This window comes from Gracilibacillus massiliensis (genome assembly GCF_001458115.1).
Classification (GTDB): domain Bacteria; phylum Bacillota; class Bacilli; order Bacillales; family Amphibacillaceae; genus Gracilibacillus; species Gracilibacillus massiliensis.
Genome location: NZ_CZRP01000011.1, coordinates 759661 through 783577 on the forward strand (window position 1 = coordinate 759661; position 23917 = coordinate 783577).

The window sequence follows — 23917 nt, forward strand, 5'->3', positions numbered from 1 at the left end:
TGTTCATATGAAGCATATTTTTAAAGAAGGCAAAAGCTTATACGGTCCAACATTATTATTACTTCATGGTACGGGTGGAACTGAACAGGACTTATTACCACTGGCTGAGATTGTAGACCCTGATGCTAATATTTTAAGTGTTAGAGGAAGTGTATCCGAAAACGGTATGCCGCGTTTTTTTAAACGATTAGCGGAAGGTGTCTTTGATGAAGAGGATTTATTGTTACGTACGAAGGAATTATATGAATTTATAGATGAAGCAGCTGAGGAATATGGATTTGATCGAAATTATGTGATAGCTGTTGGTTATTCCAATGGGGCCAATATAGCAGGCAGTTTACTCTTCCATTACCAAGATGTCTTAAATGGAGCGGTGCTACACCATCCGATGGTTCCAAAAAGAGGAGTCGAATTACCTGATCTATCGGGAGTTAAGGTCTTGATCACGGCAGGCCATAATGATCCTCTATGTACCGAACAAGAATCGATCGACCTTGAGAAGATTCTTGCAGAAAATGGTGCTGAAGTTCAAGTCCATTGGGAAAATAACGGTCATCAATTAACAAGAACAGAAGTAGAAGCAGCCAAAGAATGGTATCAAAACAAAATAGTCTAATTGTAAGCTATGTAACCTCCTCCGAGGTGCATAGCTTTTTTAATAGAAAAAATTCTGTGCATATTCTTAATATGTATAAAAATAAACCTCAAATTGAGGCATATAAGAAGGACTTTGCGACACTATTGTAGTGGTAATTATGAGATGTTATATGTGCTTTACAATCGCTTCGGCTTGTCGACTTCCCTTTCCGCGGGTTTTTCTCCTCAGCTAACTTTTTAAGCAAAGTGTGCTTAAAAAGTGGATCTTCGGATAAAAACATCCCGCAGGAGTGGAAGCCGACGCCTGCGCTTTTTAATGCTCTACAGCTCAAGCAAGAAGAATCATATTAGCGTATTCACTGTTTCCCATCAATTTATCATTAGATTACTTATCAATGTTATCAATATAAGCTGATTGATTGTCTAAGTGTAGCAATCCAAAATATTAGCATTTGCAATAGTTGTTGAGTCCCACTAAGCGTAGGCGGTCACTTCCACTCCAATGGGATTCTTTTTTCTGAAGATCCACTTTTTCATGCGGTTTTTGCTTGGAAAAGTTAGCTGAAGGAAAAAGCCCATGGAAAGGGAAGTGGACAAGCCGAAGCGGTTTTTACGCACACTAATCATTTCATAATTAACAACTAGAGTTATGGCGTATTTTCCTTCTTTTAAATAATTAAAATAATGCTTGCATTTTTTAAGATATAGCATATAATATAACTGTACTAAATATATTAATACAGTTAATACAATTAATACAGATCATACAGTGGAAAGGGAGGGTGTTATGTTTGAACTTGATTTACGCAGTAGAAAGCCTATTTATGAACAGTTAGTTGAAAAATTAAAGCAATTGATCATCAATGACGTTCTGAAGCAAGACGAAAAATTACCCTCTGTTCGAACGCTTGCCCAACAGTTGTCAATTAACCCTAATACGATTCAAAAGGCATATCGTGAATTAGAGGCCCAAGGATATATATATTCGGTAAAAGGGAAGGGGAGTTTTGTGAATCATATGCTTATAACGGATAACGCGGCTGAGCTTAAAAAAGTAAAAGAACAAATAAAAAAGCAAATGTCCGAAGCTTTGTTTTTAGGTGTAACCGTAAAAGAATTACAGTCACTTATTACAGAAGCAAATCAATCGGTAGTAGGGGGGGAAACAAATGATCCAAGTTCAGAACGTGAAAAAGAAATTTGAAAAGGATATCGTATTAGCAGATGTTAGCTTACAAATTGAAAAAGGCTCTATTTATGGATTATTAGGTTCAAATGGAGCAGGCAAAACGACGTTGTTAAAAACGATTGCTGGGATTATCAAACAAAATAGCGGTACGGTAGAAATAGAACGTAAACCCGTTTTCGAAAATGTTGAACTGAAAGAACGATTAATTTTCATTCCTGATTCCCTGTTCTTTTTCTCCCATTACACAGTCAATCAAATGGCAAGCTTTTATGCAAACCTCTATCCAAAATGGAATCAAGAGCGATTTGTGCAAATGCAAAAGTTGCTAGATTTGGATATAACCCAGAAGATTCAAAGATTCTCAAAAGGGATGCAACGTCAGGTTGCTTTTTGGCTTGCATTATGTGCAATGCCTGATTATCTAATTCTTGATGAGCCATTCGATGGATTAGACCCGGTAATTCGCAGAAAAATAAAGTCTTGGATCATACAAGATGTAGCAGATCGTGAAATGACAGTGCTGGTATCTTCCCATAATTTAGAAGAAGTCGAAGATATTTGTGATGCAGTTGGCATTTTACATAGCGGTGAATTATTAGTAGAAAAAGATTTAGATGATCTCAAAGCAGATATCCATAAAGTACAAGTAGCTTTCAAAAATGACGTTGATGATTCATTATTTGAAGGTTTAGACATGCTATACCAAGAAAAAAGAGGTAGCGTGTTCGTATGTATAGTACGAGGCGAATATCAAAAGGTGGAAAGTCACATAAATAATTATGATCCTGTTGTTTTTGATATGTTGCCATTAACATTGGAAGAAATTTTTATTTACGAAATGGAGGGTGCAGGGTATGCCATCGAAAACATCTTACTTTAAAAAGGAAATTTGGAAACAAGGTTTTCGTACATCTGGCTGGATAGGGATTGCATATTTTATCGCCCTTATTTTTGTATTACCACTCCAAATCATAATGGAACTATCGAGAGATGACAAAGAAACAATTACTTTTTATCAAGAAAATGTGCAACATTTATTGTATTTTAATGGTGAAATTCAAGGTTTATTAATGGTGACTGCACCAGTATTAGCAGGAATTTTTAGTTTTCGGTATATGCAAGTTAAAGGGTCGGCAGATTTCATGCATAGTTTACCAATTACACGATCAAGGCTGTTTTATCACCAATTTTCACTAGGTTATATGATGGTGATTTTACCAGTTGTACTTATTGCCCTGTTATTGTTAACCATTTACGGTACGATGGATGTCGATTATATGTATCAACACGCAGATATTGGGAACTGGCTATATTTCACGATTATGATTAATACTTTATTTTACGCCTTCTCGGTATTAATAGGTGTTCTAACAGGTATATCAACAGTTCAAGCAGCATTAAGTTATATTTTCTTGCTATTCCCGGCAGGTATCTCGATGTTGATCTACTATAATCTAGAAATGTTGTTGATCGGTTTTAGTCCGGAATATGCTTGGGAAAATAGCTTATCCAATTTATCACCCTTTATCCAAGTTTTTGAAATTCAATATCGTGAGTTTGATATATATAATTTTTCATTTTATTGGATAATCTCGCTTATTTGTATTGTTTTCTCCATTGTATTTTACCGGGTTAGGAATGTTGAAGCAGCTAATCAAGCTCTTGCTTTCACGATTCTTAAACCAGTTTTTAAAATCGGTGTTACTTTCTGTTTTATGTTATTGGGCGGAACATATTTCGGACTTGTTCAAGGTCAATTTATTGGTTGGGTGTCTTTTGGCTATTTATTTGGAGCTATAATAGGTTACTTATTAGCGGAAATGTTGCTTCAAAAAACATGGCGAATTTTTCATCAATGGAAAGGGTTATTAATCTATATTGGTGTTTCTCTATTGGTTCTTTTATCGATTGTATTTGATATCTACGGCTTTGAAACGAGAATTCCAGAAACTGAAAATGTAGACAGTGTTTTTATAACAGATGAGCAGTTTCGTTTTAATACGTATCAAAGTCATGAAGACGCGAACGATAAAGCAAACATTACAGATCCAGAATTAATTAATCAAATAATTACACTTCATCAAACCATACTAGATGAAAATTATTATGAAGAAACCCAAAACAGAAATTACAACGAAGATTCTCAGACAATTTTCATCACTTATTATTTGGAAAATGGGCAAAAAATAAATCGCAGGTATTTTATTTCTTCGATGAGTGAGCTAGATCACCTACTGAAACCAATATTGGAATCAGATAGTTATAAACGATCTAACCTTGCCTGGCTATATGATGATATAAGTAACTTTAATAAAATTTCATTATATGGTTTTCATGGAAATCAAGAAATAGATAATCAAAACACTATGGCTAAAATAATAGAAGCATTGAAAAAAGATTATATGAAGGCTTCTTACGAGGAGATAACCCAAGGATATTATCATCAAGATTTAGGCAGTATCGAATTTGAGAAAAAAACAGAACAGTTTTATCACGTACCTATTTTAAATAATTATGAACATTTAAAACAAGTACTGGAAGAAGAGCAATTAAATCGTGGAATCTTCTTAGAAAAAGATGATATAGCAATGGCAGCTGTAACCAGGGTGAGCGACAATAATAGAGAGTTGTTTTATGATTTGTCTCGGCCCAATGAATTTGACGAAGAAAATTTGATGCTGATAGAGGATAGAGAGCAATTAGATCAAATTTTTTCCCTAAGGGAGCAAGAAACGCAAGAAACTATAGAAGGTGATTGGGAGATTGGCTTATATGAGATTAATACCAATAACTTTATCACAAGTTTTCGTGTTAATGAAAATCAATTACCTGCATTCGTTTTAGAATATTTTAAATAAATTTTGAAGAGGAGGTGACTATATGTTCGTAGATAATATGTATGAGCGATTAGTGGATCAGTACCAAAGTATGATGTTTTATGCGGCCTTAAAGATTGTCAAAGATCGACAGTTAGCAGAAGATGTTGTACAGGAGTCATGGATTAAGATCTTTCAACATCTAAATGAAACCAAAATTGATAAAATCGGAGCATGGTTACGAACAATCACCTCTAGAACAGCGATCGATGTATTACGAAAAGAAAAACGTTCAAAATCTTTCATGTTTGATGATCCTTCCTTGTTAGAAGAAATTAGCATATGTTCAACTAATGAGGTTGAAGAAAAAATGAATTGGACATCTACAATCGAGGATTTAGAACAGTATATAGAAAAAAATGATAAATTAAAAAGTGTTTTCGATTTAAAATTCAAACACGAATTAGATGATCATGAAATAGCAAGAATATTAAATATTACACATTCTGCTGTTAAAACAAGAATTTTTAGAGCAAGAACGTTAATTAAACAAAGTTATAATCAGAATGATGTAGGTCTATTAAAACCAGGAGCATAAAATGTTTCTGGTTTTTTCTTTTGCAAATTAGGTATATAATGGATGAAGGATCATCACTAAAAAATTCTATCTTTAGAGATGTGATTCTGAATTTATTTAAAGGATGTCTGTTATGAGTTATATTATATATGTTGTGTTGCCATGGATCTTTTTATGCTTGTTTTTGATTGGTGTCCTTTATAGCATTATAAAAAAATTGCCTTATTGGTGGGGGTTTTTAAGTTGTGCTGTCGGAGTAATCATTTATTTAGTCGGTAATGAAATTGTAGGTGGCTATAATGGAATGAGCTTAAGCCTTATAGGTGCCTTACCATTTACAATTGGGCTCTTTATTTTATTTTTCCTTTTTGTAGGGAGTAAATTCCAATAATTCCTTGATTAGCTTGGAGTAATACAGGCTAACAAGTACAGAATAATGATGTACCCAAAACAAAATGGAGGGATACAAATGAGAAGAAGAGCTAAAATGTTACCAATGTTAGCTTCTATCGGTATTGGAGCATACGCATATTATCAAATGAAAAAAGATAAGACGATATAATGAAAAGGAAAACTTGGCTAGTGCCAAGTTTTCTTTCATTTCTGAAATTTGTTATAATTAAAAAAGTTAAATATTGAAAGAGAAAGGATTTGAAAGAATGGGGAAAGAATACATAGGTTATATTGGATCTTATACTAAAAAAGAAAGCCAAGGTGTTTACCGTTTTATTCTAGATACAGAGGATAAAAAATTAAAAAATGTTGAAGTAGCAGCACCTCTTGATAATCCTACCTACTTGACTATTAGTAACGATAATCGTTATGTATACGCCGTTTCAAAAGAAGAGGATAAGGGTGGTATCACAGCGTTTGAAGTTACCGACTCAGAAGGCAGTTTAAAGAAATTGAATAGTGAAGCAACGGACGGGTCTGCGCCATGTCATGTAAGTGTAAAAAACGATAATAGCTTAATTGTAACAGCGAATTATCATACCAAACAAGTAGAAGCACACGTAACTAATCAAGATGGTACTATTCAAGCTGCTAAGTCTGTAGAGCATGAGGGGAATGGCCCACATGAACGTCAAGAAAAACCACATTTACATTATGCTGGCTTTACACCTGATCAACAATTTGTAGTGGTGGTTGACTTAGGCAGTGATACGATCACAACGTATCGTCCTGAGGCAGATAAACTTGAAAAGATCAGTGTATTGAATACAAAGTCCGGTAGTGGACCGAGACACTTAGCATTTCATCCAAATGGTAAATATGCTTATGTGATGACAGAGTTAAGTAACGAAGTAATTGTTTTAAAATATAATGAAGCGGATGGTTCATTTGAAGAATTGCAGTATATTACCACACTCCCTGAAGATTTTAAGGAAAATAGTCAAGGTAGTGCCATTCATTTATCTTCTGATGGTAAATTTGTCTATGCTGGCAATCGCGGACATAATTCTATCGCTGTTTATCGAGTAGCAGATGATTTTACGGTAGAATTTATTGAGTGGACGGATACAGAAGGTGACTGGCCACGTGATTTTGTCCTGGATCCAACCGAACAATTTATCGTTGCCTCTAACCAGGAGTCAGGTACATTAGTTTTGTTTGAGCGTGATCCGGATAAAGGTACATTGTCTCTAATCCAGAAAGATGTAAAAGCTCCAGAAGCGGTATGTTTAAAATTCCTACACGCATAAACAAAAGGCCACTTACGCAAAGTGGCCTTTTAATATGGACTAAAAAAACTACTACACGGTGTTAAGATTCAATAAAATCAACTATTTAAGACATAAGTATCTTTAAAGTAGGACAATGCGACATAATTCTTGTGGTAATTATGAGATTTGAGAAGTGCGTAACAACCGCTTCGGCTTGTCGGCTTCCCTTTCCGCGGGTTTTTCTCCTCAGCTAACTTTTTAAGCAAAGGGCGCTTAAAAAGTGGATCTTCGGATAAAAACATCCCGCAGGAGTGAAAGCCGACGCCTGCGCTTTTTAATGCTTTACAACTAAAGTCAGAATAATCATATTAACGTTATTCCATATCGCCTATGAATTTGTCTTTTGATTACTTATCATAATTAACAAAAAATGTTCTTATTTTTAACTATCCAAAATGATAGCATTTGCAATATTTGTAGAGTTTTATCCAGCGGAGGCGGCCACTTCCACTCCTGTGGGATCGTTTACCCTGAAGATCCACTTTTCCAGGCGTTTTTTGCTTGGAAAAGTTAGCTGAAGGGAAAACCCCACGGAAAGGGAAGTGGGCAAGCCACAGCGGTTTCTATGCACATATATCATTTCAAAATGGTTATCTCAGTTATGTCGTATAATATTTCGTTTGTGAACTGATTTTTTTGAACATATTTTTATAACGAAATGGTTAGTATATTTTTTTTGCTTGACCGATTTGAATTTATTCTAGGGTTCTGTTAGTTATATCTACATCGATTAAGTCGTGATTTTCTTTGGATTCGTACCTTGAAATGAAGCCGTCTCCGTGGCAAATGGAGCAAGTGTAACGCCACTCTTCATCATCCATTAACAATCCAGTTCCTTCGCAAGCCTTACATCTCATATGTTGTGATCCCATTTTTGAACTCCTTTTCTGATATTAGCTTTGTTTTTGTTTAATCCAATTGATAATTCCGCCTGCTAAAATAATGTCAATATGGCGTTGTGTTAAATCGTGCTGAGCCTCTATTGTACGATTGGATCCTTTAACTTGTATCTCAAGCGTGCGACCGTCCCTAATGGATTGATGGACATTCCTAAATTCTAAAATGTCGTCTTGTGATAAATGATCGAAGTCACTATCATCTACAAACGTTAATGGCAAGATCCCAAAGTTAATTAAATTTTGTAGGTGAATACGTGCAAAATCTTTAACAAGAACGACTTTTAAACCTAAATAACGTGGTGCAAGTGCAGCATGTTCACGACTTGATCCTTGACCATAGTTCGAACTAGCTAGAAGCATATGACCACCACTATCCCGTTTCTTCATTGCCTTTTCATAATAGTCTTCATCAATTATTTCAAAAGCAAATGTACTTATTTTTTGAATATTACTTCTGTAAGGTAAAACACGTGATCCACCTGCTAAAATTTCATCAGTTGAAATGTTATCGCTCATTTTTAACAGAACAGGCAAGTCAAAGTTGTTCTCAATTGGTTCAAAATCTGGAATTGTTGTAATATTTGGACCCTTTTCCAATTCAATATCACTTGTATGTTCACTCGGTGGTGCTTCTAACATACCTTCTGTTTTAAATTTTTTTGGTTCTTGTATTTTTGGATACTTCATTTCTAATGTTCTTGGATCTGTGATTTTACCGGTTAAAGCTGATGCTGCAGCTGTTTCAGGACTACATAAGAATACACTGTCTTCTTTTGTTCCTGAACGACCTGGGAAGTTTCTTGGTGTGGTTCGTAAACTGTTACGTTTAGTTGCAGGAGCTTGTCCCATTCCGATACAACCATTACAACCTGCTTGATGCATACGTGCACCAGCGGATAAAAGATTAGCAATATGACCGTTCTCCACTAATTGTTCTAACAATTGACGGGATGTAGGGTTAATATCAAAGGAAATACCTGCAGCTATTTCTTTCCCTTTTACTATTTCACTAGCAATTGCAAAATCTCGGTACCCTGGATTTGCTGAAGAACCGATATACGATTGGTAAATGGTTTCTCCTGCTATCTCTTTAACAGGTACTACATTTCCCGGACTAGAAGGCTTTGCAATAAGTGGTTCTAGCTTAGATAAATCGATATGTTCTTCTTCGTCATATGGAGCACCACGATCTGCAGTTAATTCGATCCAATCTTCTTCACGACCTTGTTGTTTTAAAAAGTGTTTAATTTCTTTATCGGAAGGAAAGACAGTAGCGGTTGCACCTAATTCAGCACCCATATTTGCGATCACGTGACGATCCATTGCAGATAAGTTTTTAAGACCTGGTCCGTAATATTCGATTATTTTACCAACTCCGCCTTTGACATCATGTCGGCGCAACATTTCAAGAATAACATCTTTGGCACTCACCCAGTCAGGTAGTGTACCCGTTAATTTTACTCCAATCACTTTTGGCATTTTTATATGATAAGGTTCACCAGCCATCGCCATTGCAACATCAATTCCGCCCGCACCGATAGCTAACATTCCCATACAGCCATTCGCACAGGTATGGCTATCAGAGCCTAGCAATGTTTTTCCTGGTTTTGCTAATTGCTGCATATGGACTGGGTGACTAACACCGTTACCGGGGCGACTATAAAAAATACCGAATTTACGGGCAGCACTTCTTAAAAATAAGTGATCATCCGCATTACGATAGTCTTCCTGGATTAAGTTATGATCAACATATTGAGCAGAAGCTTCTGTTTTGACACGGTCAATTCCCATTGCTTCTAATTCCAACATAACCATAGTTCCTGTCGCATCTTGGGTTAATGTTTGATCTATTTTTAGTGCTATTTCATTACCAGCTTTCATCTCACCAGAGATAAGATGCTGTTTGATTAACTTTTGTGCAACATTTAGTTTCATACCCATCCTCCTTAATATAAAATTCTTCGGTTTTATATTGTGCTTTATTATGTATATTACACATTTTAATTAGTGATAAACGTTATTAAGTATATAGCTGAGGATATTCAGGGAAAGAAAATATATAGAAAAAGCCATTCACAATCGTAATCGATCATGAATGGCTTTTGAGTTATACCATTACTTTACACATATCATTCGTTAGTGCAACTGGGTCTTCAACTGGTAATCCTTCAATAAGAAGAGCTTGGTTATACAAGATATTAGTGTATAATTTTACTTTGTCTTTGTCAGATTCGTGTGCGCTAATGAGAGCTTTGAAAATCTCGTGTTTGTTATTAATTTCTAATACTTTCGTTGCTTCAATATTTTGATTATCAGGCATTTGCTTCAAGACTTTCTCCATTTCTATCGATACATCACCTTCTGCAGATAAGCAAACAGGGTGTGATTTTAATCGCGTGGATAGTTTGACGTCTTTTACTTTATTGCCTAGAATTTCTTTCATTTCAGTTAAAAGGTCTTTATGTTCTTCTTTCTGTTTTTCTGCTTCTTTTTTGGTTTCTTCATCTTCTAAATCAAGATCACCACTTGAGACATTTTTGAATTCTTTATCATCATATTTGACTAACATTTTGATTGCAAATTCATCGACTTCATCGGTGAAATAAAGGATTTCATATCCTTTATCTTTAACCATCTCGGTTTGTGGCAGTTTCTCTATACGGTCATGTGATTCTCCTGTCGCATAATAAATATGTTCTTGATCCTCAGGCATGCGCTCTACATATTCTTTTAGTGATACAAGTTTTTCTTCACTTGAAGAATAGAAGAGAAGTAGGTCTTGTAATTTCTCTTTATTTGCCCCAAAGTCATTGTATACACCAAATTTAATTTGGCGACCGAATGCTTCATAGAATTTTTCGTATTTTTCACGATCGTTTTTAAGCATGCTTTGCAGGTGATTCTTCACCTTTTTCTCAATATTTTTAGCAATTAGGTTTACTTGACGGTCTTGTTGTAAAATTTCACGAGAAATATTCAATGATAGATCTTCAGAGTCCACAATACCACGAACAAAGCTGAAATGATCTGGTAAAAGATCAGCACATTTATCCATAATTAACACACCATTTGAATAAAGCTCTAAGCCTTTCTCAAAATCTTGGGAGTAATAATTAAATGGTAATTGTTCTGGTATATATAGAATCGATTGGAATCGTACCATCCCATCAACACTAATGTGCAGGTGGCTCAGAGGTTTATCAAAGCCAAAATGTTTTTCTTGGTAGAATGCTTCGTAGTCCTCATCCGATAATTCTTGTTTATTTTTTCTCCAGATTGGTACCATACTATTAATTGTTTGTTCTTCTGTTACTTCCACTGTTTCTTCTTCATTATCTTCTTGTGGGTGTTGTTCCGTTACATCCATTTTTATTGGATAACGAATGAAATCAGAATATTTTTTAATGATAGATTTCAATTTATATTCTTCTAAATACTCATCGTAATTTTCTTCATCCGCATTTTCTTTTAATTGGATAATGATTTCAGTACCAACATCTTCTTTATTATAAGGTTCAATGGTGTATCCTTCTTCACCATCTGACTGCCATTTATAGCCTTCTTCACTGTGAAGGGCGCGAGTATAGACAGTTACTTTATCTGCGACCATAAAAGAAGAATAGAAGCCAACACCAAATTGACCAATGATTTCTTGACCATCTTTCATTTCTACTTCATTTTTAAAGGCGAGTGAACCACTTTTAGCAATAGTTCCTAAGTTATCTTCTAATTCCTCTTTCGTCATGCCAATACCTGTATCTTTTACCGTTAGCTTACGGTCTTCTTTGTTTGCTTCAATGCGGATATAATAATCATCCTTATTGAAAGATATACTATCATCTGTTAATGCTTTATAATAGATTTTATCGATGGCATCACTAGCATTGGAAATAAGTTCGCGTAAAAAGATTTCTTTCTGTGAATAAATGGAGTGAACCATCATCTCGAGTAATCGTTTCGATTCAGCTTGGAATTGCTTTTGTTCCATTATTTACGTCCTCCTAATAATTGTATAATATGTAGGTTAGCACTCTTGCTATTAGAGTGCTAACACATAATAATTATCATAAATTCTGAAAAGTGTCAAGAGAAACTAGATTTCAGAAAATTAAGAAGTTAGGACTTATTTTTTATAAGATAGATGTGGTATCATGTATACATATTGACTGTTGTCCGGGTGACTAGAGGGGGAAGAAAATTGGCATTTGACTATCAAACACCACGATATTTGCATGTAATTGAACAGATAAAAGCAAAAATAAATGACGGCGAACTAGAACCAGGGGAGCGTTTGCCATCCGAAATGGATTTCGCAAAGCAATTAAATGTTTCTCGTAACACATTAAGGGAAGCGCTTCGAATATTGGAAGAGGAACATGTGATCATACGTAAGCATGGTATTGGCACATTCGTGAATAAAAAGCCGATTTTTTCAGGTGGAATAGAAGAATTATTTAGTATAACTGATTTTATTAAAAGAGAAGGCAAAGAGCCTGGCACACAATTAATCCATCATGGTAATGTAGCTGCTGTCGGCGAAGATAAACAGGAATTAAATTTGACAGATGATGATCGTGTATATTTAGTAAAACGGGTACGAACAGCTGATGGGGTGCCATTGGTATACTGTATAGATAAAATACCAACTTCTGTTATTGGTGAAGATTATGATTTTAATGAGGAATCGATGTTAAATTCCCTTCAGGAGAAAAAAGGAATCACGATTAGTTATGCAAAAGCTGATATCAAAACAATTGGTTATCATGAAGAAATATCGGATATTTTAGGAGCAGAACAAGACGAACCACTGTTAATCCTCAAGCAAATTCATTATGATTTGAATGATAAGCCTATTTTATATTCATTGAACTTTTTCCGTTCTGATCAAGTGAGTTTTAGTGTTTATCGGAAAAGAATACTGTAAGCAAACCACTCTAGCAAGGGTGGTTTTTCTTTTGTAATATTTAGCTATTGACTTGTTGGACGTCTAACCTATATAATAAATTCCGGACCCTGATTAGAAAGGGTTTTCATTTTTGCGGATAGTTGTTGGACGTCCAATCAATATAATGAAAGGGGAAAATAGAATGAATTTTTTATGGGGAGTAGTAGGAGTTATTGTCGTATTAAGCATTGCATTGTTATTTTCAACAAAAAAGAAAGCGATTAATTTCAGAACGATATTTGGTGGATTAGCCATTCAAATCTTTTTTGCTTTTATTGTTTTAAAATGGGAAAATGGAAAAGAGGGGTTAGAATGGTTTACCCTTCGTGTACAAGATGTAATTAATTATGCGAATGAAGGGATCGCTTTTTTATTTGGTCCTCTAGGAGATGCGGATGACGTTGGTACGATATTCGCTTTTCATATATTACCAATCATCATTTTCTTCTCCTCGTTAATTTCGGTATTGTATTATTTAGGAATAATGCAATGGATCATTAAGATTCTTGGTGGAGGATTATCCAAGTTGTTAGGAACAAGCAAGTCTGAGTCGATGTCAGCAGCCGCTAATATCTTTGTTGGTCAGACAGAGGCACCATTAGTCGTTAGACCATTTTTGGCTAAAATGACTCAGTCTGAGTTATTTGCAGTGATGACTGGAGGCTTAGCATCTGTAGCGGGTTCTGTGTTAATCGGTTATTCTTTATTAGGTGTACCATTAGAATATTTGTTAGCAGCAAGTTTTATGGCAGCGCCAGCAGGTTTAGTTATGGCTAAAATAATGATGCCTGAGACAGAGGTGTCTGAAACTACTGATAAAATAGAGATTGAAAAAGATTCAGAGTCAACAAATGTGATTGACGCAGCTGCGAGAGGTGCGTCAGATGGTTTAAAATTAGCGTTAAATGTAGGGGCAATGTTACTAGCGTTTATTGCACTGATTGCACTTATTAATGGTATATTAGGTATATTCGGTGGAATAACACTGGAATTGATTTTAGGGTATTTATTTGCTCCAGTTGCGTTTGCAATCGGAGTACCTTGGTCTGAAGCAGTTATGGCTGGTGGTTTCATTGGACAAAAACTAGTGTTAAATGAATTTGTTGCCTATGCATCATTTTCACCTGAAATGGAAAACTTATCAGCTAAAACGAATCTTATTGTAAGCTTTGCTTTATGTGGATTTGCTAATTTAAGCTCAATGGCGATACTTTTAGGTGGACTTGGTGGAATTGCTCCGAATCGTCGTAAAGATATTGCTAAGATGGGATTAAAGGCAGTAGCTGCTGGAATGTTAGCTTCTTTATTAAGTGCAGCTGTAGCAGGTATGTTTTTCTAAAATAATATGTTTTTCGAAGGGATGAACGGACAAATGAGAATGGTTGATTTAATAGCAAAAAAGCGAGATGGTTATTCTTTAACTAAAGATGAAATTAATTACATGATCAATGGCTATACAAAAGAAGAAATACCTGACTATCAGATGTCGGCAATGGCTATGGCTTTATATTTTCAAGAAATGACAACAGAAGAACGAGTATATTTAACAATGGCAATGGTTGAATCTGGAGATCAAGTAGATTTATCAGATATTGAAGGTATTAAAGTGGACAAGCATTCAACTGGAGGTGTTGGGGACACTACTACATTAATCCTTGCACCACTTGTAGCATCTGTAGGTGTACCTGTTGCAAAAATGTCAGGAAGAGGATTAGGACATACAGGAGGGACGATCGATAAATTAGAGTCAATTGAAGGTTTTCAAGTTGAACTAACTGCGGAAAAATTCAATCAGTTGGTAAATGATCAGAAGGTAGCTGTGATTGGCCAAAGTGGAAACTTAACTCCTGCAGATAAAAAATTATATGGTTTACGTGATGTAACGGCAACTGTAAACTCTATCCCGTTAATTGCTAGTTCGATTATGAGTAAGAAAATTGCTTCAGGCGCCGATGGGATTGTATTAGATGTGAAAACAGGATCGGGGGCATTTATGAAAGAATTAGATGATGCCAAAAAATTAGCAAAAGCAATGGTTGATATTGGTAATGGAGCTGGAAGGGATACGATTGCCGTTATATCAGATATGAATCAACCATTAGGCTTTGCAGTTGGAAATGCTTTAGAGATAAAAGAGGCAATCGACACACTGCGAGGTCAAGGCCCAGAAGACCTTTATGAATTATGTTTAACATTAGGCAGTCAAATGGTCCTTTTAGCGAAAAAGGCAGACTCATTAGAAGAAGCACGAAAAAAATTAGAAGAAGCCATTTCTTCTGGTAAAGCCATCGAGAAATTCAAAACATTTATTACATCTCAAGGTGGCGATGCTACTGTGGTAGATCAACCAGAAAGACTACCACAAGCGAAGCACGTTTTTGAAGTAAAAGCACAAAAGTCAGGATTTGTTAGTGAAATTATTGCAGATGAAATTGGTACTGCAGCAAGTATGTTAGGTGCAGGACGGTTAACAAAAGATTCTGTTATTGATTTGGCTGTAGGTGTAGTTTTAAAGAAAAAAATCGGGGAAGAAGTAAATAAAGGAGACGTCATTGTCCAAATATATAGCAATCAAACGAACGTCGAAGAAGTAGAACAAAAAATACAGCAAGCGTATGCCATCACAGATCAAAACGTTTCAGTGCAACCTTTAATTTATGATATTATTAATTAAGAGCAAAGCCCTTTTACTTTATAAAAGGGCTACATACATAGTTGGATAGGTTGGACATCCTACTGCAAACTAACTTTTTTGTGGACAAATTCTCGGAAGAAATGGTAGTTAGACTAAATGTGGGGAATAATTATAGAAGCTGTATGTCTAGTTTTCAAAGATCATCGACGATAAAAAATTACATTATAGAAAGGAAGAACATATATGAATCAACCATTTAAACGCATTTTTTTAGTTGTCTTGGATTCCGTTGGGATTGGTGAAGCTCCAGATGCTGCTCAATTTAATGACGAGGGAGCAGATACCTTAGGTCATATTGCGGAACATATGAATGGACTTAATATGCCAAATATCGGTGAATTAGGATTGAGCAATATTAGAGAGATTAAAGGGATCGAAAAAGCAGAAAAACCTAAAGCTCATTATACAAAAATGCAGGAAGCCTCCAATGGTAAAGATACGATGACTGGTCATTGGGAAATTATGGGCTTACATATCGAACAGCCTTTTCAAACATTCCCAGATGGTTTTCCAGACGATTTAATTCAACAATTAGAAGAAAAAACTGGACGTAAAATCATTGGAAATAAACCTGCCTCAGGAACAGCTATTATTGAAGAACTTGGTGAGGAGCATATGAAGAGTGGAGATTTAATCGTATATACATCTGCTGACTCTGTTTTACAAATTGCTGCCCATGAAGAAATTATTCCAATTGAAGAGCAATATAAAATTTGTGAGATCGCAAGAGAATTAACCAAAAATGAAACATATATGGTAGGTCGCATTATTGCACGTCCATTTAAAGGAGAGCCAGGTTCCTTTGAACGTACCTCAAACAGACACGATTACGCCTTGAAACCATTTGGAAGAACAGTAATGAATGATCTTGCTGATGGTGATTTTGATGTTATTGCCTTAGGGAAAATAGCGGATATATATGACGGAGAAGGAGTAACGGAATCGATTCGAACAAAAGATAACGACGATGGTATGGAAAAATTCATCCAATCCATCGACAAAGATTTTCATGGGCTTAATTTCTTGAATTTGGTTGACTTTGATGCAAAATATGGTCATCGCCGTGATCCTCAAGGGTATGGGGAAGCATTAGAAACTTTTGACAAACGACTACCTGAAGTTTTAGAAAAATTGAAGAAAGATGACCTATTAATCATTACCGCTGATCATGGAAATGATCCTATCCATCATGGCACAGATCATACCAGAGAGTATGTACCATTATTGGTTCATCATAACCAGATCACGAAAGGTAAACAACTAGAATTAAGAGAAACCTTTGCAGATATCGGTGCAACCATTGCAGAAAATTTTGGTGTATCACTACCGTCAAACGGGAAGAGTTTTCTAAAGGATATTGAATAATCAGGAGGACATGACAATGAATCAGCTAAACGAAGCAACATCTTATCTCCAAACTAAAATTACGACAAAACCAAAAGTTGGATTAATTCTAGGTTCAGGTCTAGGAATGCTTGCGGATGAAATAAAGAATCCAACCAAAATAAAGTATGAGGAAATACCAGGTTTCCCTATATCAACAGTTGAGGGACATGCTGGTCAATTAGTAATCGGGAACCTGCAAGGGGTAGAGGTAATTGCGATGCAAGGACGTTTCCACTATTATGAAGGATATGGTTTAGAGGCCGTTACATTTCCAGTGCGAGTAATGAAGGAGTTAGGTGTCGGTAAGTTGTTGGTCACAAACGCTGCTGGTGGAATTAACCGTGATTTAGAACCTGGTGATTTAATGCTAATCACTGATCATATTAATAATACAGGGCAAAATCCTTTAATTGGGGAAAATCTAAGTGATCACGGTGTTCGTTTTCCAGATATGTCAACAGCATATGATCGTAATCTTCAACAGGTTTCCAAACAAGTAGCAAGTCAATTAGATATCACACTTAAAGAGGGTGTTTATGTTTGGAATACGGGACCAAGTTATGAAACACCAGCTGAAATTCGCATGCTTGAAACAATCGGCGGTGATGCAGTTGGTATGTCAACCGTACCCGAGGTAACCGTTGCCCGTCATGCAGGTATTCAATGTGTAGGTATATCATGTATATCGAACATGGCAGCAGGGATTCTAGATCAGCCGTTAACACATGATGAAGTGATAGAGACTACAGAGAAGGTTCGAGAATCCTTTCTAATGTTTGTTAAACAATTAATTAAAGAGATTGGATAAGAGGAGGAACCTAGATGGATCAACAATTAATCGAAGAAGCAAAAAAAGCACGTGAAAAAGCTTATGTGCCTTATTCTCATTTTAAAGTAGGTGCAGCACTATTAGATGATCAAGGTAACATTTTTCACGGTTGTAACATCGAAAATGCTGCCTATTCAATGTGTAATTGTGGAGAAAGAACTGCTCTATTCCACGCATATGCCAATGGCTCGAAAAACTTCAAGATGATGGCAGTTGTGGCAGATACAGATCGACCAGTATCTCCGTGCGGCGCATGTCGTCAAGTACTTGCAGAATTATGTGACGCCAACATGAAAGTCATATTAACAAACTTGCAAGGTGATGTGCTAGAAACAACTGTCAGTGAGCTGTTACCGGGAGCATTTATCTCAGACGATCTATCACACGCAAAAAAATAAGGAGGAATTATTATGACATTAACTAACAAGATTGATCATACAGCGTTAAAGCCAGATACAACTAAGGAGCAAATTGAAACACTCTGTAATGAAGCTAAATTACATGGTTTTTATTCCGTATGTGTTAATCCGACATGGGTACCACTGGCTTCGGAACTATTAAAAGGTACTGACGTGGCAGTTTGTACAGTTATTGGTTTTCCATTAGGTGCTACCACATCAGCTGTAAAAGCATTTGAAACCAAATATACCATTGGAAAAGGTGCAACAGAAGTCGATATGGTTATAAATGTAGGGGCATTAAAAGATGGAAATCATGAAGCTGTCCAAAAAGATATTGAAGCAGTCGTTCAAGCTGCTGAAGGAAAAGCACTAGTAAAAGTTATTATTGAAACATGCTTATTAACAGATTCAGAAAAACAAAAAGCATGTCAATTAGCAGTTGCTGCAGGTGCGGATTATGTAAAAACATCAACAGGCTTCTCTTCCGTTGGCGCAACAACAGAAGATATCGCATTAATGCGTAAAACAGTCGGACCAGAAATTGGCGTTAAAGCTTCAGGCGGTGTCCGCGATCAAAAAGCCGCACAAGCAATGGTAGACGCAGGTGCATCCAGAATTGGCGCAAGTGCAAGTGTTTCAATCATCAAAGGGGAAGAAAGTAATAGTGACTATTAAAGGGAAGGATACAACCTGAGGGAAGGTTGTATCCTTTTTTATTGATAAGCAAGGAAAGTATATAATCCACGGTATCAAGGCATTTGTTATCAAAGTAGTCATTTTGAGATGTAGTGTGTAGGAATCCACCGCTACGGCTGTCCCCTTCCCTTTCCGTGGCGTTTTCCCTTCAGCTAACTTTTTCGAGCACAAACCGCTCAAAAAAGTGGATCTTCAGGGAAAACAGATGCCACAGGAGTGAAAGCGGACGGCCTTCGCTATAAAGTGGTTCTACAATGTTTGTAACAGCTAACTTGTTGAGGTTTATGAACAATAATATAAAAAAAAAACTCGCCATTACACTACTTACTCCCATTGTAGTGGATCATTTAGCGCAGGCGGCCACTTCGACTCCTAAGGGATCAGCGTGATCTGAAGATCCACTGTTGTGAAGTGAACTTCTTTACAACAGTTAGCTGAAGACACGCCCCTTGGAAAGCGAAGTGGGCAAGCCGTAGCGGGTTTTACATCTATTATCCATTTCAAAATTACTATTAAAAGGACCGGGTGGGCTTTCCACGGTTTTTCTTAATAGTCACTTATGATAGTAATTTTAAAAAGTTGCCAGTAGAATAAGAAGTTGATAATATACACATCAAAGTTGATAGTAAATATGCAAATGTTTCCAGTTACCTGAAACTTTTATGATAATTTTAACTTATATATGATAGGTATGATGAAAAAAGGGGAGAGTTATATGTACGAAGAAGAGGTTGTTCATAATGAGGATCAAGATACAGCAGAAGACAATCGAAAAGTAGGGTGGGGTGGAGTAATCGGCTTATTTGCCTCCTATTTAGTTATTGTTATTGTAATGGGATTAATGATAGGCATACTTGCTGTGATCTTAGATCGAGGAACTGATGGTTATTATACAAATCTATTTATGCAAAGTCATTATATGTTGATTTTAGATGCGATCGGATTTGTCTTAGCATTGTTGCTATTTAAGAAGGTTCGTCAGTTTCTAAAGACCGCCTTTTCGTTTGCACCATTAAAAAAAGTAAGTACATATTTATTCTTAATTGCAGCGTTTATCATCAATTACATAAGTCAATTTCTCGTACTGAATGTATTAAAATGGGAAGATGGTACAAGTCAGGTAGATACCTTTGGTTTAGAAGGAGTTTCGGATCATTGGTTTAATATTTTATTGCTTTACGTCGCCTTTACAGTTATTACACCGATTAAAGAAGAAATAATGTTCAGAGGACTAGTTCATAAGTTTTTAGATGTGAAATATCATTTCTGGATTGGCTTGATTGTATCGTCTGTTATCTTTGGTGCTCTCCATCCGGGACATTTCTTGTCTGCAGCAATTATGGGAGCAATATTTGTTCTGTTATATCGAGTCACCAAGTCATTAGTGGTCCCAATTATACTACATATACTTTGGAATATGTATGCTATTACTGGCATGTTAGCTATGATAGACCTTATATAATGTTACATGTATAATTTTATTCTGGACAAGCCAACCTATCAATACGGTAGGGAGGGGTTGTATGGAGTTAGATTGGGTTTGGAAAGCTGTTTTAATTATACTTATAGGTACAATGCTCCTTCGCTTAGCAGGAAGAAAATCGATATCTCAAATGTCTTTAGCACAAACGGTTTTAATGATAGGAATTGGGTCATTACTTATTCAGCCAGTTGCTGGTGAAAATATTTGGGTAACTTTTGGTGTAAGTGGCATATTAGTTATCACGTTAATAATTATGGAGTATGCTCAGCTAAAATTGGATACAGTTGAGAGTATTATAACCGGTAAAGCAACGATCTTAATTGAAAATGGTCAAGTTGTCGAGAAGAATTTAAAGAAGTATCGAATAACAGTTGATTTATTAGAAATGTTGTTAAGGCAGAAAAATGTTAATAAAATAAGTGATGTAGAATGGGCAACATTAGAACCAAATGGACAATTAGGTTTTATTTTAAGAGAAGAGGCACAACCTATAACAAAACAGGATTTGAACTTAATTACTAGTCAATTGCAACAATTGCAAAATAAGATAGAAGAAGTAAATAAACAACAAAATGATAACCTCTTTGCAGAAGTTGCAAACAAAGGTCATCAAAATCCACCATTTGATCATTTAAAGTAGAGGTTTTGTATAAGAGATGGGACTATCACAGAAGATATCCCATCTCATTTGTTTTATCTCTCAGTATATAGAATAGATCCGATATCATTCTCATCCAAATAATCTTCATATCGTTCATGTTTTTCATTAACGCCAATAAATTTACCATTGATGTCAGATAGTAAGAAACCTTCTAATTCTTCTACACTGCCGACCAATTCATCTGAGTTAAAAAACATGTCATCATAATCTTTTTCGGAATCATAAAAATCTGATGGGCCATCGGAAGATCCGTATTTTTCAACTCTTTGCCAGGAATCTTCCGCATCAAATATGGTTGATTCTTCTTCATCAACTTCTGATTCCATTTCATTAATACTGGAATGAATAACATTTTCTTCAACTGGGCGTGTTTTTGCTAGATGATGTTCCGCGTGCTGTATACATCGTCTTGTAGTCGGCATTGACAGAAGTCTTTCTGTAGGAATCTCTGCACCACATTCTTCACATTTATCATAGGTGCCTTGGTCGATGGCTTGTAAAGCAGTGTCTATATCTTTTAATTCCTGTTCTGCATGGTCATTTAAAGCAATATCTTTTTCTCGTTCAAATAATTCTGTACCTGTGTCTCCTGGATGGTTATCATAATTCGATAACTCGGACGTCGATTCTTTATTCAACGCTAGTCCTACACCAAAATGGTCTTCCACATGCTTCATGATAGATTTTTTTCGTGAAAGGAGTTCATTTCTACATTGTTGCAGTTGTCTTTGTTCAATCATTACTGCACCTCCTTACACGTTTAGTATCACCGAAAATGTCATTTTAACTAAAGATGTTTTTGGAAATTCTAGAAAGAATAATTTGGAGTAGAAGAGGGGAAAATGAGGTTACATAAAGAAAACTGACTTCCTTTAGAAAAGAAAGTCAGTTTTAGTTTAGCCTCTTGCTTTTTCGAATTGAGTAATTTTCTCTTCGTGTGTTAATGTAACAGCAATTTCATCCCAACCGTTTAACAACATTTCCCGTTTATAAGCATCTAAGTCAAAAGATGCCTCAAAACCTTGATTGTCATAGACTTTTTTCTCTTCTAAATCAACGGTCAGATTATATTGATCTGCTTCAGCATTTTTGATTAAAGTCTGTACTTGTTCCTCTGTTAATTTAACAGGAAGAATACCGTTCTTTGTACAGTTGTTGTAAAAGATATCCGCATAGCTTGGCGCAATAATAACTCGGAAACCATAATCCTGTAATGCCCATGGTGCGTGTTCACGGGATGATCCACAGCCAAAGTTTTCACCAGCTACTAAGATAGAAGTTCCTTCATATTTTGGTTGATTTAATGAAAAGTCTTGACGTAATTCGCCTTTTGAATCAAAACGCCAATTGTAAAAAACGAACTGTCCAAAACCTTGACGAGAAATTCGTTTCAGAAATTGTTTAGGAATGATTTGGTCTGTATCCACATTTGCTCGATTTAATGGAAAGACAAGCCCTTCATGTTTACGAATTGGTTCCATTAGTAGTTACCCCCTTTATCAATTAACTTGGTGTTGCTACACCTAAATGTCTTACATCTACAAAGTGCCCTTTAATCGCAGCTGCTGCAGCCATTTCAGGACTTACTAGGTGTGTACGAGCGCCAGTACCTTGACGGCCTTCAAAATTACGGTTAGAAGTAGAGGCACAGCGTTCACCTTCAGGTACAACGTCATCGTTCATTGCAAGACACATACTGCATCCAGCGTCACGCCATTCAAATCCAGCTTCTTTAAAGATTACATCAATACCTTCTTTTTCTGCCTGTGTTTTTACACTATGAGAACCAGGCACAACAATTGCTGTAACACTTGGATTGACTTTCTGGCCTTTTATTATCTCTGATGCTTTACGTAAGTCGGCTAAGCGAGAGTTCGTACAAGAACCAATAAAGACGTGCTCAATTGCTACAGAAGATATTGGTTCGCCGCCCTCAAGACCCATATATTCCAATGCACGTTTAATTTCGTCTTTATCATTATCCGTTTGTACATCTTCTGGAGTAGGGACATTTGCGCTTACTGGAATACACATACCAGGATTTGTTCCCCATGTTACTTGTGGCTCGATTTCATTTGCATCTATTTCTACTTGCTCATCATAGACAGCACCTTCATCGGTAGCAAGATCCTTCCATTCTTCAGCAAGCTTATCAAATGCTTCACCATCTGGAACATGTCGTTTTCCTCTTAAGAATTCTACAGTGGTATCGTCTGGACTAATTAGACCGGCACGAGCCCCTGCTTCAATTGACATATTACAAATTGTCATACGACCTTCCATCGATAAATCACGGATGGCTTCACCAGTATATTCAAGTACATATCCAGTTCCGAATTTAACACCATATTTTCCGATAATCGCTAAAATTAAATCTTTTGCAGTTACACCTGTACCTAATTTGCCATTCACTTTGACATTTAAGGTCTTAGGTTTTTGCTGCCAAATCGTTTGTGTCGCTAGTACATGTTCCACTTCACTTGTACCAATACCAAATGCTAAAGCACCAAATGCACCATGTGTTGAGGTGTGACTGTCACCACAAACGATTGTTTTACCTGGTTGTGTTAAGCCCAATTCTGGCCCAATAACATGTACAATTCCTTGATCTGGATGATGGATGTCTGCTAAAGGTACACCAAACTCATCACAGTTTGCTTTTAATGTTTCCATTTGTGTTTTGGATACTTCATCTTTGATGACATTACGATGGATGGTCGGTACATTATGATCCATCGTAGCAAAAGTACGTTCAGGTTGACGTACTTTTCTGTTGTTCATTCTTAACCCTTCAAAAGCTTGAGGGGAGGTAACCTCATGAACTAAATGCAAATCAATATATAATAAATCGGGTTTACCTGCTTCTTGATGTACCATGTGCTTTTCCCAAATTTTTTCAACAATTGTTTTTGGTTTTCTCATCGTTTTTCACTCCTTACCTGTTGTTGTGGGTAGAAAAACATCGGCGACCAATTAAATTGAAATGGTGGCGCCGAAGTTTTTCAAAAGACTCATTTTT

The 23917-nt window shown here is 36.1% G+C and carries 22 protein-coding genes; 16 read left to right on the forward strand and 6 right to left on the reverse strand.

The genetic code is table 11. The features are described from left to right. Positions 1 to 7 precede the first annotated feature (7 nt). The 7 genes from BN3107_RS07140 to BN3107_RS07170 all read left to right on the forward strand — a co-directional run bounded on the left by BN3107_RS07140 (position 8) and on the right by BN3107_RS07170 (position 6882). Complete coding sequence (locus BN3107_RS07140; protein WP_058306920.1) at positions 8 to 616, forward strand: alpha/beta hydrolase; 609 nt, start codon at positions 8 to 10, stop codon at positions 614 to 616. Positions 617 to 1384: 768 nt separating this feature from the next. After that, the gene (locus tag BN3107_RS07145) at positions 1385 to 1801 is read left to right on the forward strand and encodes a GntR family transcriptional regulator (RefSeq protein ID WP_058306921.1); all 417 of its coding nucleotides are present in this window, start codon (positions 1385 to 1387) and stop codon (positions 1799 to 1801) included. Next, positions 1767 to 2666, forward strand: coding sequence for an ABC transporter ATP-binding protein (locus tag BN3107_RS07150; protein WP_058306922.1), 900 nt, complete (start codon positions 1767 to 1769; stop codon positions 2664 to 2666). The genes BN3107_RS07145 and BN3107_RS07150 overlap by 35 nt, the downstream gene beginning before the upstream one ends. Further along, positions 2641 to 4644, forward strand: a complete 2004-nt coding sequence (locus tag BN3107_RS07155) for an ABC transporter permease (protein ID WP_058306923.1) — start codon at positions 2641 to 2643, stop codon at positions 4642 to 4644. The genes BN3107_RS07150 and BN3107_RS07155 overlap by 26 nt, the downstream gene beginning before the upstream one ends. A gap of 22 nt (positions 4645 to 4666) precedes the next feature. Further along, entirely contained in the window at positions 4667 to 5200 is a 534-nt protein-coding gene (locus BN3107_RS07160; RefSeq protein ID WP_058306924.1) for an RNA polymerase sigma factor, read from the forward strand. Between the two features lie 112 nt (positions 5201 to 5312). Then, positions 5313 to 5570 (forward strand): hypothetical protein, encoded by a 258-nt coding sequence (locus tag BN3107_RS07165; protein WP_058306925.1) that lies wholly within the window; start codon positions 5313 to 5315, stop codon positions 5568 to 5570. Between the two features lie 268 nt (positions 5571 to 5838). Continuing rightward, positions 5839 to 6882 carry a lactonase family protein gene (locus BN3107_RS07170; protein WP_058306926.1) on the forward strand — a complete coding sequence of 348 codons (1044 nt, stop codon included), beginning with the start codon at positions 5839 to 5841 and terminating at the stop codon, positions 6880 to 6882. Between the two features lie 716 nt (positions 6883 to 7598). On the opposite strand, the gene BN3107_RS19990 is transcribed toward BN3107_RS07170, so the two are convergent. From BN3107_RS19990 to htpG, 3 genes are all read right to left on the reverse strand, one after another. Next, entirely contained in the window at positions 7599 to 7775 is a 177-nt protein-coding gene (locus tag BN3107_RS19990; RefSeq protein WP_187371003.1) for a hypothetical protein, read from the reverse strand. Between the two features lie 21 nt (positions 7776 to 7796). Continuing rightward, complete coding sequence (locus tag BN3107_RS07175) at positions 7797 to 9737, reverse strand: aconitate hydratase (RefSeq protein WP_058306927.1); 1941 nt, start codon at positions 9735 to 9737, stop codon at positions 7797 to 7799. Positions 9738 to 9909: 172 nt separating this feature from the next. Further along, positions 9910 to 11790, reverse strand: a complete 1881-nt coding sequence (gene htpG / locus BN3107_RS07180) for a molecular chaperone HtpG (RefSeq protein WP_058306928.1) — start codon at positions 11788 to 11790, stop codon at positions 9910 to 9912. Positions 11791 to 12000: 210 nt separating this feature from the next. Between htpG and BN3107_RS07185 the strand changes: the two genes are divergently transcribed. The 9 genes from BN3107_RS07185 to BN3107_RS07225 all read left to right on the forward strand — a co-directional run bounded on the left by BN3107_RS07185 (position 12001) and on the right by BN3107_RS07225 (position 20877). Then, positions 12001 to 12726 carry a GntR family transcriptional regulator gene (locus tag BN3107_RS07185; protein WP_058306929.1) on the forward strand — a complete coding sequence of 242 codons (726 nt, stop codon included), beginning with the start codon at positions 12001 to 12003 and terminating at the stop codon, positions 12724 to 12726. Positions 12727 to 12889: 163 nt separating this feature from the next. After that, positions 12890 to 14086: a NupC/NupG family nucleoside CNT transporter gene (locus tag BN3107_RS07190; protein ID WP_058306930.1), complete on the forward strand. Its 1197-nt coding sequence runs from the start codon at positions 12890 to 12892 to the stop codon at positions 14084 to 14086. Positions 14087 to 14119: 33 nt separating this feature from the next. After that, on the forward strand, positions 14120 to 15421 hold the full coding sequence (locus BN3107_RS07195; RefSeq protein ID WP_058306931.1) for a pyrimidine-nucleoside phosphorylase: 1302 nt from the start codon (positions 14120 to 14122) through the stop codon (positions 15419 to 15421). 204 nt (positions 15422 to 15625) lie between these two features. Next, positions 15626 to 16807: a phosphopentomutase gene (gene deoB, locus BN3107_RS07200; RefSeq protein WP_058306932.1), complete on the forward strand. Its 1182-nt coding sequence runs from the start codon at positions 15626 to 15628 to the stop codon at positions 16805 to 16807. Positions 16808 to 16817: 10 nt separating this feature from the next. Continuing rightward, positions 16818 to 17636, forward strand: a complete 819-nt coding sequence (locus tag BN3107_RS07205) for a purine-nucleoside phosphorylase (RefSeq protein WP_058306933.1) — start codon at positions 16818 to 16820, stop codon at positions 17634 to 17636. Between the two features lie 14 nt (positions 17637 to 17650). Beyond that, positions 17651 to 18055, forward strand: coding sequence for a cytidine deaminase (locus tag BN3107_RS07210; RefSeq protein ID WP_058306934.1), 405 nt, complete (start codon positions 17651 to 17653; stop codon positions 18053 to 18055). Positions 18056 to 18067: 12 nt separating this feature from the next. Next, a complete protein-coding gene (deoC, locus tag BN3107_RS07215; protein WP_058306935.1) occupies positions 18068 to 18733 on the forward strand; it encodes a deoxyribose-phosphate aldolase in 666 nt (221 codons plus the stop codon). Between the two features lie 736 nt (positions 18734 to 19469). Next, positions 19470 to 20216: a CPBP family intramembrane glutamic endopeptidase gene (locus tag BN3107_RS07220; protein ID WP_058306936.1), complete on the forward strand. Its 747-nt coding sequence runs from the start codon at positions 19470 to 19472 to the stop codon at positions 20214 to 20216. Between the two features lie 61 nt (positions 20217 to 20277). Then, the gene (locus BN3107_RS07225) at positions 20278 to 20877 is read left to right on the forward strand and encodes a DUF421 domain-containing protein (protein WP_058306937.1); all 600 of its coding nucleotides are present in this window, start codon (positions 20278 to 20280) and stop codon (positions 20875 to 20877) included. 53 nt (positions 20878 to 20930) lie between these two features. Here BN3107_RS07225 and BN3107_RS07230 read toward each other — a convergent pair whose 3' ends face one another. From BN3107_RS07230 to leuC, 3 genes are all read right to left on the reverse strand, one after another. Then, positions 20931 to 21638, reverse strand: coding sequence for a TraR/DksA C4-type zinc finger protein (locus tag BN3107_RS07230; RefSeq protein ID WP_058306938.1), 708 nt, complete (start codon positions 21636 to 21638; stop codon positions 20931 to 20933). A gap of 156 nt (positions 21639 to 21794) precedes the next feature. Further along, complete coding sequence (gene leuD, locus BN3107_RS07235) at positions 21795 to 22379, reverse strand: 3-isopropylmalate dehydratase small subunit (protein ID WP_058306939.1); 585 nt, start codon at positions 22377 to 22379, stop codon at positions 21795 to 21797. Between the two features lie 22 nt (positions 22380 to 22401). After that, a complete protein-coding gene (gene leuC / locus BN3107_RS07240; protein ID WP_058306940.1) occupies positions 22402 to 23820 on the reverse strand; it encodes a 3-isopropylmalate dehydratase large subunit in 1419 nt (472 codons plus the stop codon). Between the last annotated feature and the right edge of the window lie 97 nt (positions 23821 to 23917).